The organism is Bradyrhizobium sp. SEMIA (genome assembly GCF_014844175.1).
Lineage (GTDB): Bacteria > Pseudomonadota > Alphaproteobacteria > Rhizobiales > Xanthobacteraceae > Bradyrhizobium > Bradyrhizobium arachidis.
This window is the reverse complement of sequence record NZ_CP046601.1, coordinates 6602945-6616631: the sequence shown is the minus strand read 5'-3', so window position 1 is coordinate 6616631 and position 13687 is coordinate 6602945. Positions and strand designations below refer to the sequence as shown.

Annotated in this window: 10 protein-coding genes and 2 pseudogenes; 9 read left to right on the top strand and 3 right to left on the bottom strand. The window is 65.0% G+C overall.

The features are described 5' to 3' along the window. Positions 1 to 23: 23 nt before the first annotated feature. Entirely contained in the window at positions 24 to 554 is a 531-nt protein-coding gene (locus FOM02_RS31865; protein WP_027561871.1) for a hypothetical protein, read from the top strand. 183 nt (positions 555 to 737) lie between these two features. Here FOM02_RS31865 and FOM02_RS31860 read toward each other — a convergent pair whose 3' ends face one another. Then, positions 738 to 1328: a DUF4337 domain-containing protein gene (locus FOM02_RS31860; protein ID WP_027561872.1), complete on the bottom strand. Its 591-nt coding sequence runs from the start codon at positions 1326 to 1328 to the stop codon at positions 738 to 740. A gap of 119 nt (positions 1329 to 1447) precedes the next feature. Here FOM02_RS31860 and FOM02_RS31855 point away from each other — a divergent pair, with 119 nt between their 5' ends. After that, entirely contained in the window at positions 1448 to 2017 is a 570-nt protein-coding gene (locus FOM02_RS31855) for a hypothetical protein (protein WP_027561873.1), read from the top strand. A 3-nt stretch (positions 2018 to 2020) separates the two neighbouring features. On the opposite strand, the gene FOM02_RS31850 is transcribed toward FOM02_RS31855, so the two are convergent. Beyond that, positions 2021 to 2986, bottom strand: coding sequence for a tyrosine recombinase XerC (locus FOM02_RS31850; RefSeq protein WP_027561874.1), 966 nt, complete (start codon positions 2984 to 2986; stop codon positions 2021 to 2023). Between the two features lie 123 nt (positions 2987 to 3109). Between FOM02_RS31850 and FOM02_RS31845 the strand changes: the two are divergent. Beyond that, a pseudogene (locus FOM02_RS31845) lies at positions 3110 to 5322 on the top strand (primosomal protein N'). A gap of 210 nt (positions 5323 to 5532) precedes the next feature. On the opposite strand, the gene FOM02_RS31840 reads toward FOM02_RS31845, so the two are convergent. Then, positions 5533 to 6039, bottom strand: coding sequence for a septal ring lytic transglycosylase RlpA family protein (locus tag FOM02_RS31840; RefSeq protein WP_027561876.1), 507 nt, complete (start codon positions 6037 to 6039; stop codon positions 5533 to 5535). Between the two features lie 660 nt (positions 6040 to 6699). Between FOM02_RS31840 and FOM02_RS31835 the strand changes: the two genes are divergently transcribed. The 6 genes and pseudogenes from FOM02_RS31835 (at position 6700) to FOM02_RS31810 (ending at position 13649) form a co-directional block, all read left to right on the top strand. Next, positions 6700 to 7260, top strand: a complete 561-nt coding sequence (locus tag FOM02_RS31835) for a F0F1 ATP synthase subunit delta (protein WP_027561877.1) — start codon at positions 6700 to 6702, stop codon at positions 7258 to 7260. Beyond that, positions 7260 to 8789 carry a F0F1 ATP synthase subunit alpha gene (gene atpA / locus FOM02_RS31830; protein ID WP_027561878.1) on the top strand — a complete coding sequence of 510 codons (1530 nt, stop codon included), beginning with the start codon at positions 7260 to 7262 and terminating at the stop codon, positions 8787 to 8789. Before FOM02_RS31835 ends, atpA begins: the two co-directional genes overlap by 1 nt. Positions 8790 to 8931: 142 nt before the next feature. Continuing rightward, positions 8932 to 9804 (top strand): F0F1 ATP synthase subunit gamma, encoded by an 873-nt coding sequence (locus FOM02_RS31825; RefSeq protein WP_027561879.1) that lies wholly within the window; start codon positions 8932 to 8934, stop codon positions 9802 to 9804. Between the two features lie 81 nt (positions 9805 to 9885). Next, a complete protein-coding gene (gene atpD / locus FOM02_RS31820) occupies positions 9886 to 11319 on the top strand; it encodes a F0F1 ATP synthase subunit beta (protein ID WP_027561880.1) in 1434 nt (477 codons plus the stop codon). An 86-nt stretch (positions 11320 to 11405) separates the two neighbouring features. Then, positions 11406 to 11813, top strand: coding sequence for a F0F1 ATP synthase subunit epsilon (locus FOM02_RS31815; protein WP_027561881.1), 408 nt, complete (start codon positions 11406 to 11408; stop codon positions 11811 to 11813). A gap of 150 nt (positions 11814 to 11963) precedes the next feature. Next, positions 11964 to 13649: pseudogene (locus tag FOM02_RS31810) on the top strand (adenylate/guanylate cyclase domain-containing protein). Positions 13650 to 13687: the final 38 nt, after the last annotated feature.

The window sequence follows — 13687 nt, the reverse complement described above, 5'->3', positions numbered from 1 at the left end:
GCTCCGAATCGGGCGGGAAACACATGCTGCGCCGCCTACTTCAACCGCTCTGGGTCCTGCTGGCGATCGTCTTCCTGATCGAAGCCTGGCTGTGGGACCATCTCGAGCCGATCGTCGCGCGGGTTGTCGCAGCCATCCCGCTCGCGCGGTTCAAGCAATGGCTGACGGAGCGCGTCGATGCGCTGTCGCCGGCCATGACGCTGATCATCTTCGTCGTGCCGATCATCCCGCTGTTTCCGCTGAAGCTGATCGGCCTGTGGCTGCTCACGCATGAATACTGGCTGAGCGGCGTCTCGACGTTCCTGTTCGCAAAGCTGCTCGGCGTCGGCGTCACCGCCTTCGTGTTCGACGTCACGCGCGACAAGCTGCTGGAGATGCACTGGTTCGAGCGGCTCTATGATCTCGTCATGAAGCTGCGCGCCAAGGCGCACCTCTTGGTCGACCCGATCAAGCGCCGCATCCGCGAGCTGATCGCCGGCAACGGCGAAGGCTGGTCGTCCCGCACGCTGCGTCTGATCCAGCGCTTCAGGAAGAGCGTGCACGAGGCGCGGTGAGCTGCTCGCTACAGACTCGCTGCCATCGCCACACACTCGCTGTCATCGCCCGGCTTGACCGGGCGATCCAGTATTCCAACAGCAGTCGTGATTGAACCGAAGGGCCGCAGCGTACTGGATGCCCCGGTCAAAGCCGGGGCATGACACTGTCTGTGTGGCGTCACGCCGCGCGCCACACGCTCCCTAATGCAAATGCATCAGGTGCGGCCACCACAGGCCGAGCGCGGTCATGATCAGGCCCGCGAGGGTCAAGATGCCGCCGACATAGGCGAGCGCGACCATGCCGGTGATGATGGTGGCCGAGGCCAGCACGATGCCGATCTGGAAGGCGGCCGATGCCAGCTCGAAATGATGATACTTCGCGGTCGCCTCGTCGCGCTCGTGCTCGGCGTGCTTGGCCTTCTCGGCGAGCTGCTCGGTGCCTTCGCCGGTCTCCGGCTCGGAGCGGTAGCGCTGCGCGGTCTTGGTCCAGTCGTCGATCTGCTTCTGCACGAGCGCCTTCTGGGCGTCGTCGGTGGTGGCGCCGAGCGTGAGCTTGCCCTGCTCGGCCGCGGTCACGACCACGGTGCGGCGGATGCTCTTGGCCTGGAAGAACGCCCAGAGATTGGCGGCCTCGACGTTCTTGCTGATCGCTTCGGTCTGCGCACCCTTGCCGAGCGTTTCCGAGATCGCCAGGAACAGCGCCAGCACGGCGATCAGGAGGGCGATCTTCTTGTTCGAGCCGGACGCGTGTTCGGCGTGCTCGGCATGCTCCATGCTCTCATGTGCGCTCATAAAAATCCCCTCCTGCTCATTTACCAACGATTGACCGAACCGTGCGGCGCGCGCAAGTGGCAAGCGGGATGGCGCATGCAATTAATGGTTTTGCCGTCTGGCTGTTCTAGTCCTGTCACATGACCACAGCGGATTTCATCGCAGCCTGCTTCTGGCCGTCCGCCGTCATCGCTGCGTTTGCGTTGCTGAAGGCCCGCAACAGCGCGGTCTTTCCGATCATCCTCAAGATCGTGATCTGGTTCGGCCTGGCCTACTTCCTGCTGGTGGTGCTCTGGGTCAACAGCTCGATCATCGCGATCAACGACATGAATGCCCTTCTCGTTCTCTTCGGCCTGGTGGTCGTCGGCTCCCAGCTGCGAGCCCCTGCGCCTCAAGGCTCATGGCGCGACAAGGCGAAAGGGTATGGCGGGATGATCGCGATCGTGCTGTTCGGCAGCATCATCGCATGGTTCTTCGGACGGATGCTCGTTCTCGACCTCTTCACGTCCCGCCTCGTGATCGAGGGCCGTGTTCAATACGCCAGCAGAACAAGTGGGCGCAGGGCCGATTATATCGTGATCATCGCGGGTCAAACCGTGAAGGTGACGGCGCCGCTTTACGAGCGGCTGCAGCAATTCAGACCCAAGGTTCGCGTCGAAGTCGGGCGCGGGTCGAACTATGTCTACGAGATCGAATATCTCGCCAACTAAGCTTCAGCGCCGCGGATGCGCACTCGCATAGACTTCGAGCAGGCGCTCGGAATCGATCCCGGTATAGATTTGCGTGGTCGAGAGCGAGGAATGGCCGAGCAATTCCTGGATGGCGCGCAAATCGCCGCCGCGCGAGAGCAGATGCGTGGCGAAGGAATGGCGCAGCGCGTGCGGCGTGGCGCTGTCGGGGAGGCCAAGCGCGCCGCGCAGCCGCTCCATCGCGAGTTGGATGATGCGTGGGCTGAGGGGACCGCCGCGCGCGCCGACGAAGATCGGGCCTTCCGCCGGCAACGGATACGGGCACATCGACACGTATTCCTGCACGAGCTCCAGCACGTTCTGCAGCACCGGTACCATGCGGGTCTTGTTGCCTTTGCCGGTGACGATCAGCACGTCGCCTTCGCCGGGCCGCGGCACCTCGCGGCGCTTCAGCCCCAACGCCTCGGAGATGCGCAGGCCCGAGCCATACAAGAGCGCCATCACGGCGGCATCGCGCGTCAGGATCCAGGTCTCGCGTTCCTCGCCGGCGCGCTCGTCGGCATCGGCAAGACGCTTTGCCGACGCCATCGGCAGCGGCTTCGGCAGGCTCTTCGCCACCTTCGGCGCGCGGATGGCGGAGAGGGCGCCGACCTTGCCCTTGCCCTCGCGCTCGAGGAAGCGGCCGAACGAGCGCAGGCCCGCCAGCGCGCGCATCAATGAACGGCCGGCAATGTCGTCGGCGCGGCGCATCGCCATGAAGGCGCGGATGTCGGTGGCTTCGAGCGATGCGAATCGTTCGAGCGTCACGCGCTCGCCCCAATGGCTGCAAAGGAAATCCAGGCACTGCCGCAAGTCCCGGCCATAGGCCTCCAGCGTCTTCGGCGACAGCCGCCGCTCGGCGCCGAGATGCGCCAGCCAGCGCGTCATCTCCAGCGCGATCGTGGGATCGGCGCTGGCGAGCTCGATTGGGGGGGCGGCCGCTTTGCTCATGCGCTCTGGACGTAATGATTCCGCACAGTATATCGCATCACACCAGTTTACTGTTCGCTAAGGCCGCGCCACGGCGCTAGCCTGAAGGCCGCAAGGTTCCGATTCTCCCTCCAAAGACCGTTGATGGATCACACGTCGCGCAGCAACGCCGCCCCTACTAATGCGACCCGCATGGTCGACGTGCTGGTGCCGGTCGCGCTCGACCAGACCTATTCCTACAAGGTGCCGCGCGGCATGGAGCTGAAGGCGGGCGATCTCCTCAGTGTGCCGCTCGGCCCGCGCGAGGTGCTGGCCGTGGTCTGGGGCGAGAACGCCAACCCCGATCCGCGCCTGCACAACCGCCTCAAGGAGGTCAGCGAGAAGCTCGACATCCAGCCGCTGAAACCCGAATTGCGCGCGGTCGTCGACTGGGTCGCCAATTACACGCTGAGCCCGCGCGGCATGGTGCTGCGCATGTGCCTGCGCATGGGCGAGAATTTGGGTCCCGAGCGGGTCCGCCCCGGCGTGCGCCTGGTCGGTGATCCCCCCAGGCGCCTGACGCCGGCGCGGGCGCGCGTGATCGAGGTGCTGTCCGACCGGCTGCTGCACGGCAAGTCCGAGGCCGCCAAGGAAGCCGGCGTCTCCGCCGGCGTGATCGATGGCCTCGTCGACGAAGGCACGCTCACGGTCGAGCCGATGCCGCCGCCTCCGCCGCCGCCGGCACCCGATCCCCGATTTCCGGCCGGCCGGATTTCTCACCGCTGCAGCGTGCCGGCGTCGATGCGATGCGCGCCCTCGCGGCCAACGGCACCTTCCACGTCGCGCTGCTCGACGGCGTCACCGGCTCGGGCAAGACCGAGGTCTATTTCGAGGCCGTTGCGGAGACCATCCGCCGCGGAAAACAGTCACTGATCCTGATGCCGGAGATCGCGCTCACCGGCCAGTTCCTCGACCGCTTCGCGCAGCGCTTCGGGGTGCGGCCGATCGAATGGCACTCCGAGCTGACGCCGCGCACCCGCGCGCGCAACTGGGCGGCGATCTCCGAGGGATCAGCGCCCGTCGTGGTCGGCGCGCGCTCGGCGCTGTTCCTGCCTTATGCCAATCTCGGCCTCATCGTCGTCGATGAGGAGCACGACCAGGCCTACAAGCAGGACGAGGGCGTGCATTATCACGCCCGCGACATGGCGGTGGTGCGCGGGCACATCGCAAAGATCCCGGTCGTGCTGGCCTCGGCGACGCCCTCGGTCGAGTCCGAGGTCAATGCGCGCAAGAACCGCTATCAGCGCGTCGCGCTGCCGTCGCGTTTCGGCGGCCAGCACATGCCGCATATCGAGGCCATCGACCTGCGCCGCGAGCCGCCCGCGCGCGGCCGCTTCATCTCGCCGCGGCTTGCCGGCGAGATCAGGACCGCGATCGAGCGGCGTGAGCAGGCGCTCTTGTTCCTCAACCGCCGCGGCTATGCGCCGCTGACGCTGTGCCGTGCTTGCGGCCATCGCTTCGCCTGCACCATCTGCGATGCCTGGCTGGTCGATCACAGATTCCGCCAGCGCCTCGTCTGCCACCATTGCGGCTTCTCGATGCCGCGCCCGCATCTCTGCCCGAACTGCTCGGCGGAGGAATCGCTGGTCGCGGTCGGGCCCGGCGTCGAGCGTTTGCAGGAGGAGGCGGCCGCGCTGTTCCCGGACGCACGCACCATGGTGCTGTCGAGCGATCTCATCACCTCGATCGAGACGATGCGCTCGGAGCTCGCCGAGATCGCCGAGGGCCGCGTCGATATCATCATCGGCACCCAGCTCGTCGCCAAGGGCCACAATTTCCCGCGACTCAATCTCGTCGGCGTGGTCGATGCGGATCTCGGCCTTAGCAATGGCGATCCGCGCGCGGCGGAACGTACCTGGCAATTGCTTAACCAGGTGATCGGCCGCGCCGGCCGCGAGCAGGGCCGCGGCGTCGGCTATCTCCAGACCCACCAGCCCGATCATCCCGTGATGAAGGCGCTGATCGCCTGCGACCGCGAGGCCTTTTACGACAGCGAGATCGATCTGCGCGAGAGGACGCTCTATCCGCCGTTCGGCCGGCTCGCGAGCCTGATCATCTCCGCGGGCGACCGCCCGAGCGCGGACGGTTTCGGCCGCAAGCTGGTCGGCGCTCGCCCCGCGCGACGAGCGCGTCGTCGTGCTGGCCCAGCGGAAGCCCCGCTCGCCGTGATCAAGGGCCGCTACCGCTTCCGTATCCTGGTGAAGTCGGCGCGCGGCTTTGACCTCTCGGATTACTTGCGCAACTGGCTCGCGGTGTGCCCGAAGCCGACAGGCAATCTGAAGCTCGAAGTCGACGTCGATCCGCAGAGCTTTTTGTAGCGACCGTCATTCCGGGGCGCGCGCAGCGCGAGCCCGGAATCCATTTCACCGCAGACTCTGTCGCCCAATGGATTCCGGGCTCGCGACTTCGTCGCGCCCCGGAATGACAGGGAATAAAAAAGCCCGCGGTCCCCCAAGACCGCGGGCTTGTTTCATGCGCGCATCAAACTGATGAAATCTGCGCGGGCAATGTGAGGCGTCTTGAACGCCTTACGAGACGACTTCGGCGGTGACGCGGCCGACACCGGCGCCGGTGAGGCCGATGGCGCGGGCTGCGCCCGTGGAGAGGTCGAGCACGCGGCCGCGAATGAACGGGCCACGGTCATTGATGGTGACGATGACGCTCTGGCCGCCATGGGTGACGCGGAGCTTGGTGCCGAACGGCAGCGAACGGTGTGCCGCGGTCATGGCGTTCTGGTTGAAGCGCTGGCCCGAGGCGGTGCGGCTGCCGGATTCGTTGCCGTAATAGGAGGCCATGCCGGAGAAGCTGCGGCCGGTGCCCGAGGACGGGGTCATGGACGCATTGGCGTTGCGCCACTCTGCGCCGGCATTGGTGTCGGCCTGGGCGTGGTGGCGGTGATGGTGCGAGTGCCGGTGGTGATGCCGGGATTTGGCGGAAGCTTCGGTGGCAGTTCCACCGACGATGAGAGTTGCGGCAACAAAGGCAATCGCCGTGCGCGGCCGGGTCACGGTGCCCAGCGTCTTCAAAGACAGCATTTATCGGTCCCTAAGCTAGTATTGCCACATATGTGGCAAGTGGAGCCCCCATCAGTTTGTGAGCGGGACGGCGTTTCGATTCCCAATGAGGCGTGAATTGGGCAGTAAATCCATTATGTGTCGTCATGACATATCTTGTGACTGGCACCGATATTGCAGCGGATGTTCCGCAATTTTCCATTTTAATAATTCGTTAACCTTCAATTTACTTACGAATACTGTAAAGCGAAGTCGTTGTTCCCGATCTTTAGAATTCGATAAGTATTCGGAAGGGGGCGCAGGCCGGCCCGCTGTCACGCCTCTGCGATCCGTGTTCATGGCCGCTATGCGCTGGGGGCAGGAACGAAATGGCGAGATGTCGCCGTAAGGCTCGCGGCAATTCCGTGGCACGGCAGGTTGACTGGAAGGTTGCCTGAGAGCTCGTCATTCCGCGCGCGCGACTGCGACGAACTGGCGAACGAACCTCATGCCTTTAATTTGGCGTCATGTTGCACGTGCGCGCCTGCTATGTTAGCAAAGCCGCGATTTTAACGGACCCGGCACCTCCCGTGTCGGCCGAAAATCGAAGTCCCGCTTGAATTCCAAGGGCTTGGATCGCTAGGCGCCGCTTCGTGGCGACGGTTTTTCCCTTGCGAGTTTGACAGCAAAAAGAGCGCGTCTGTGGCTGCAGAAGATACGTCCGTTTCAGGTGTGTCGGGCCGTTATGCAACGGCCTTGTTTGAACTGGCCCGCGACCAGAAAGTGGTCGACGAGGTCAAGGCCGATCTCGATAAATTCGATGCCTTGCTGAACGAGAGCGCCGATCTCAAGCGCCTCGTCCGCAGCCCGGTGTTCGCGGCCGAGGCCCAGACCAAGGCGCTTGGGGCTGTGCTGGACAAGGCCGGCATCGCCGGCATCTCCGCCAATTTCCTCAAAGTGCTGACCGCCAACCGCCGCCTGTTCGCGGTGGCTGACGTCATCCGCGCCTATCGCGCCCTCGTCGCCAAGTTCAAGGGCGAGACGACGGCCGACGTGACCGTGGCGGAAGCGCTCTCTGACAAGAATCTCGACGCCCTCAAGGTTGCCCTGAAGTCGGTGACCGGCAAGGACGTCGCGCTGAACGTGAAAGTCGATCCCTCGATCATCGGTGGCCTCGTCGTCAAGCTGGGCAGCCGCATGGTCGATGGTTCGCTTCGCACCAAACTCAATTCGATCAAGCACGCGATGAAAGAGGCAGGCTGATGGACATCCGCGCCGCGGAAATTTCCGCGATCCTCAAGGACCAGATCAAGAATTTCGGCCAGGAAGCTGAAGTCTCCGAAGTCGGACAGGTGCTGTCCGTCGGCGACGGTATCGCCCGCGTCTATGGTCTGGACAACGTCCAGGCCGGTGAAATGGTCGAGTTCGAGAACGGCACCCGCGGCATGGCGCTGAACCTCGAAACCGACAACGTCGGTGTCGTTATTTTCGGTGCCGACCGCGAGATTAAGGAAGGCCAGACCGTCAAGCGCACCCGCGCCATCGTGGACGCGCCGGTCGGCAAGGGCCTGCTCGGCCGCGTCGTCGACGCGCTCGGCAATCCCATCGACGGCAAGGGTCCGATCCAGGCCGACAAGCGTATGCGCGTCGACGTCAAGGCGCCCGGCATCATTCCGCGCAAGTCGGTGAGCGAGCCGATGGCGACCGGCCTCAAGGCGATCGACGCCTTGATCCCGATCGGCCGCGGCCAGCGCGAGCTGATCATCGGCGACCGTCAGACCGGCAAGACCGCGATCGCGCTCGACACCATCCTGAACCAGAAGCCGCTCAACGCGCAGCCCGACGAGAACATCAAGCTGTATTGCGTCTACGTCGCGGTCGGCCAGAAGCGTTCGACCGTCGCCCAGTTCGTGAAGGTGCTGGAAGAGCAGGGCGCGCTCGAATACTCGATCGTCGTCGCTGCCACCGCTTCGGATCCGGCGCCGATGCAGTACATTGCTCCCTTTACTGCCTGCACCATGGGCGAATTCTTCCGCGACAACGGCATGCACGCCGTCATCATCTACGACGATCTGTCCAAGCAGGCCGTCGCTTACCGCCAGATGTCGCTGCTGCTGCGCCGTCCGCCGGGCCGCGAAGCCTATCCGGGCGACGTGTTCTATCTGCACTCCCGCCTGCTCGAGCGCGCGGCGAAGCTCAGCAAGGACCATGGTTCGGGCTCGCTGACGGCGCTGCCGGTCATCGAAACCCAGGCCAACGACGTGTCGGCCTACATCCCGACCAACGTCATCTCGATCACCGACGGCCAGATCTTCCTGGAAACCGACCTGTTCTTCCAGGGTATCCGTCCTGCGGTGAACGTCGGTCTGTCGGTGTCGCGCGTCGGCTCCTCGGCGCAGACCAAGGCCACCAAGAAGGTCGCCGGCAAGATCAAGGGCGAGCTCGCGCAGTACCGCGAAATGGCGGCGTTCGCGCAGTTCGGCTCCGACCTCGACGCCTCGACCCAGCGCCTGCTGAACCGTGGTTCGCGCCTGACCGAGCTCCTGAAGCAGCCGCAGTTCTCGCCGCTGAAGATGGAAGAGCAGGTCTGCGTGATCTGGGCCGGCACCAACGGCTATCTCGACCCGCTTCCGGTCAACAAGGTGCGCGCGTTCGAGGACGGCCTGCTGTCGCTGCTGCGCGGCAAGAATGCCGACCTCCTCAACACGATCCGCGACAGCCGTGACCTCTCGGACGACAGCGCCGCCAAGCTGAAGTCGGTGGTCGAAGGCTTCGCGAAGAGCTTCGCTTAAGAGGCCCGTCATGGCCGGGCTTGTCCCGGCCATCCACGCGTCGCCGCGTGGAGGGGAAAGACGTGGATGCCCGGGACAAGCCCGGGCATGACGAAAGGATAGGGTCGCGGTCGAGCCACAGGCTGATCGCTGGGGACGAAGAATGGCGTCACTTAAAGACATGCGCGTCCGCATCGCCTCCACCAAGGCGACGCAAAAGATCACCAAGGCCATGCAGATGGTCGCGGCCTCCAAGCTGCGTCGCGCGCAGACCGCGGCGGAAGCCGCGCGTCCCTATGCCGACAAGATGAGCGCGGTGATCTCCAACATCGCCAGCGCCGCTGCGGGTTCGCCCGGCGCGCCGACGCTGCTGGCCGGCACCGGCCGCGATCAGGTCCACCTGCTGCTGGTCTGCACCGGCGAGCGCGGCCTGTCCGGCGCCTTCAACTCCTCGATCGTGCGTCTTGCCCGCGAGCGCGCTTTGGCGCTGATCACGCAGGGCAAGGAAGTGAAATTCTTCTGCGTCGGCCGCAAGGGTTACGAGCAGCTGCGCCGTCAGTTCGACAAGCAGATCGTCGAGCATCTCGATCTGCGCAGCGTCCGCCAGCTCGGCTTCGTCAACGCCGAGGACATCGCCAAGAAGGTCCTGGCGCGCTTCGAGGCCGGCGAGTTCGACGTCTGCACGCTGTTCTATTCGCGCTTCAAGTCTGTCATCGCGCAGATCCCGACCGCCCAGCAGATCATCCCGCTGGTGGTCGAGGAGGGCGCTGCCGCCAACACGACGTCTTACGAATACGAGCCGGAAGAGGACGAGATCCTCACCCGCCTGCTGCCGCGCAACCTCGCGGTCCAGATCTTCCGCGCGCTGCTCGAGAACAACGCCTCGTTCTACGGCGCGCAGATGAGCGCGATGGACAACGCGACGCGCAACGCCGGTGAGATGATCCGCAAGCAGACGCTGGTCTACAACCGCACGCGTCAGGCGCAGATCACCAAGGAACTGATCGAAATCATCTCGGGCGCCGAAGCCGTCTAGCAAAGACGCATCGGTACCCATCAACGCAACATCCCGGTCAGCTGACCGTGGTCTAGAAGTTCGGATCGAAGGAGACATTCAATGGCAGCCCAGGTCGGTCGCGTCACCCAGGTCATCGGCGCCGTCGTCGACGTGCAGTTCGAAGGCCACCTCCCGGCCATTCTCAATTCGCTCGAGACCAAGAACGGCGGCAATCGCCTGGTGCTCGAAGTCGCTCAGCATCTCGGCGAGTCCACCGTCCGCACCATCGCGATGGACACCACCGAGGGTCTCGTCCGCGGCCAGGAAGTCACCGACACCGGCGCTCCGATCCGCGTTCCCGTCGGCGAGGGCACGCTCGGCCGCATCATCAACGTCATCGGCGAGCCGATCGACGAAGCCGGTCCGGTCAAGACGGAAGGCCTGCGCGCGATCCACCAGGAAGCGCCGACTTACACCGACCAGTCCACGGAAGCTGAAATTCTCGTCACCGGCATCAAGGTCGTCGACCTCCTCGCTCCCTACGCCAAGGGCGGCAAGATCGGCCTGTTCGGCGGCGCCGGCGTCGGCAAGACCGTGCTGATCCAGGAGCTGATCAACAACGTCGCGAAGGCGCACGGCGGTTACTCCGTGTTCGCCGGCGTCGGCGAGCGGACCCGCGAGGGCAACGACCTCTATCACGAGTTCATCGAGTCCAAGGTCAACGCGGACCCGAAGAATCCGGATCCGAGCGTGAAGTCGAAGTGCGCGCTGGTGTTCGGCCAGATGAACGAGCCGCCGGGCGCCCGCGCCCGCGTCGCGCTCACGGGTCTGACCATCGCGGAAGACTTCCGCGACCAGGGTCAGGACGTGCTGTTCTTCGTCGACAACATCTTCCGCTTCACCCAGGCCGGCTCGGAAGTGTCGGCGCTGCTCGGCCGTATTCCTTCGGCGGTGGGTTATCAGCCGACGCTCGCCACCGACATGGGCGCGCTGCAGGAGCGCATCACCACCACGCAGAAGGGCTCGATCACCTCGGTGCAGGCCATCTACGTTCCGGCCGACGACTTGACCGACCCGGCGCCCGCGACCTCGTTCGCGCACTTGGACGCGACGACCACGCTGTCGCGCTCGATCGCTGAAAAGGGCATCTATCCGGCGGTGGACCCGCTCGACTCGACCTCGCGCATGCTCTCCCCGCTGGTCGTCGGCGAGGAGCACTACGCGGTCGCCCGTCAGGTCCAGCAGGTGCTGCAGCGCTACAAGGCGCTCCAGGACATCATCGCCATTCTCGGCATGGACGAGCTCTCGGAAGAGGACAAGCTGACCGTGGCCCGCGCCCGCAAGGTCGAGCGCTTCATGTCGCAGCCGTTCCACGTCGCCGAAATCTTCACGGGCTCGCCGGGCAAGTTCGTCGACCTCGCCGACACCATCAAGGGCTTCAAGGGCCTGGTGGAAGGCAAGTACGACCACCTGCCGGAAGCTGCCTTCTACATGGTCGGCACGATCGAAGAGGCGGTCGAGAAGGGCAAGAAGCTGGCGGCCGAGGCCGCCTAAGCTGGCGAATAGCGAATAGGGAGTAGCGAATAGCTGCTCTCTCTTTTGCCACTCGCCATTCGCCACTCACCATTCGCAGGTTCTCCATGGCCACCTTCCATTTCGATCTCGTCTCGCCGGAAAGGCTCGCATTCTCTGGTGAGGTCGACCAGGTCGATGTCCCCGGCTGGGAAGGCGATTTCGGCGTGCTCGCCGGACATGCCCCCCTCGTGGCTGCTGTGCGGCCGGGTATCCTGACGATCATCACCGGCGGCCAGAAGCAGAAGGTCATCGTGACCGGTGGGCTCGCCGAAGTGTCCGAAGATCGCCTGACCGTGCTCGCCGACGTCGCAACGTCGATCGAGGAGCTGGATCGGGCGCAGTTCGCCGACAAGATCGCGGAACTGCAGGAAAAGCTGTCCGAGAAGGAAGGCTCCGAGCTGGATCTCGCGATCGCGCGGCTCGACCATTACAAGAGCATCCAGCACGAGCTCAACACCACGGCTATGCACTAAGCCCCGGGGCATCCGCTCCGGGGCTCAAGCTAAAATTCCTGAACAAGTTCAGCGCTCGTCACCGACCGTGGCGGGCGCTGAAACTTTGTTGCACCGCGCCGAAGATAGCGGCATTCTGCGCCCGCGAATTTGTTCCGGGGCTGGGTGCAGATGAAACGCAAGATCGCGGCGATTTTCGCAGCCGATATTGCCGGTTACTCGAGGCTGGTCGCGGAGGACGAAGAGGAGACGCTGCGGCGTCTCGCCTCCTATCGCGAGGTCGTCGACGATTTCATCGCCAAGGCGGGCGGGCGCATCTTCAACACGGCGGGCGATGCCGTGCTCGCGGAATTTCCGAGCGCGGTGGATGCGGTGCGCTGCGCGATCGACATCCAGGAGTCCTTGCGAACCCGCAACATGGCCTATCCACCGAGCCGCCAGATGTCGTTCCGCATCGGCATCACCATCGGCGACGTGGTCGAGCGCGACGGCGATCTGCTGGGCGACGGCGTCAACATCGCGGCCCGGCTCGAGGGCCTCGCCGAGGTCGGCGGAATCTGCGTCTCCCGCGCGGTGCACGAGCAGGTCGCCAACAAGCTCTCAGTGCAGTTCGCCGATATCGGCGCGCAAGAGGTCAAGAACATCCCGACGCCCGTGCACGCCTACATGGTGGCGATGCGGCGCGAGGACGGCACCTACGCCAAGCCGCAGCTGAAGAAGGCGAGTGCGAAGCTCGCCGCCGCGCCGGTGTGGATGTGGCCACTCGTGGTCGCCGTCGTCTCGATCGTCGCCATCGTTGTCTCGGGCTTCCTCTACAACACCAAGCTCAAGCAGACGGCGAACGCCGCATCGACGCCGGCGGTCACACCCAGTGCCGTGCCGAGCGCAACGCCGACTGCGACGGCCGCGTCGCCGAGCCCAACGCCGACCCAGATTGCAAAGCGCCGATGGCCCCGATGGCGCCATCGAACGCCGGCGCTGCGATGGCGCCGATGCCGGCGCCGGCGCCGTCACCATCCGCCGCGCCGATCGACGGGCAAGTTTGCCGCCGACAGCGTGCCTTTCATCAACGAGCGCATCCGCAATTACCTCGCCGGCGATTATTCGGCCGCTGGCGACTACAAGGCCTTCGCGCTCAATATCGGCGGCTTCACCGGCTCGGTGTTGAACCAGCCGAGCGAGGAGGCTGCGCGCAACGGCGCGATCGAGCAGTGCCAGAAACGCGCCGATGCGGCACAATCGCCACGGCGCTGCGAGCTCTATGCGGTCGGCAACAACGTCGTCTACGCCCACGGCAAGCCGCCGATGCCGCCGGCGCCGTACTTCCGGCATGACGCCATGACCGAACGGGCCTTCGCGTCGAAGGATTTTCCGATCGTGCGCGAACAGCAAAAGGTGCGGCTCGAGAACATGTTCGTGCCGGCGGCGAAATCCCGATCGGTCGCACTCGGCCCGGGCGGACAATATTTCATGGTGCTCGGTGCAGCCTCCGCCGAGGATGCGGCGCGGCGTTCGCTGGAATCGTGCGGCGCCATCGCCGGCGTCGCCTGCATGATCGTCGCGGTCGACGACAATTTCGTCGTGCCGATCCCGGCCCTGTTCAGGATCACCGGCTTCTTCCATGCCGCCAGCAATCCTTCGATCGTCGCCGACGCCCGCGACGACGTCGTGCGCAAGCTCGGCGATGCCATGGGCTGGAATGCGGTTGCGGTCGGTACCGCCGGCCGCCCGGGTCTCGGCCTGAAGGCCGCCGACGAGCAGACCGCCGTCAATGCCGCACTCGGCGAGTGCGCCAAGCGCGACAGCGATTGCCACGTCATTGCCATCGGCCCGTTCACGGTGGGACCGACGAATTAGGACTTGCCTGGATCAGCCCCGACTAGCGCGCCAGCGGA

Bases quoted from the DNA above. Each gene is read 5' to 3' on its own strand.
- FOM02_RS31865 (WP_027561871.1), top strand. From the start codon at position 24: ATGCTGCGCCGCCTACTTCAACCGCTCTGGGTCCTGCTGGCGATCGTC.
- FOM02_RS31860 (WP_027561872.1), bottom strand. From the start codon at position 1,328: ATGAGCGCACATGAGAGCATGGAGCATGCCGAGCACGCCGAACACGCG.
- FOM02_RS31855 (WP_027561873.1), top strand. From the start codon at position 1,448: ATGACCACAGCGGATTTCATCGCAGCCTGCTTCTGGCCGTCCGCCGTC.
- FOM02_RS31850 (WP_027561874.1), bottom strand. From the start codon at position 2,986: ATGAGCAAAGCGGCCGCCCCCCCAATCGAGCTCGCCAGCGCCGATCCC.
- FOM02_RS31840 (WP_027561876.1), bottom strand. From the start codon at position 6,039: ATGCTGTCTTTGAAGACGCTGGGCACCGTGACCCGGCCGCGCACGGCG.
- atpA (WP_027561878.1), top strand. From the start codon at position 7,260: ATGGACATCCGCGCCGCGGAAATTTCCGCGATCCTCAAGGACCAGATC.
- FOM02_RS31825 (WP_027561879.1), top strand. From the start codon at position 8,932: ATGGCGTCACTTAAAGACATGCGCGTCCGCATCGCCTCCACCAAGGCG.
- atpD (WP_027561880.1), top strand. From the start codon at position 9,886: ATGGCAGCCCAGGTCGGTCGCGTCACCCAGGTCATCGGCGCCGTCGTC.
- FOM02_RS31815 (WP_027561881.1), top strand. From the start codon at position 11,406: ATGGCCACCTTCCATTTCGATCTCGTCTCGCCGGAAAGGCTCGCATTC.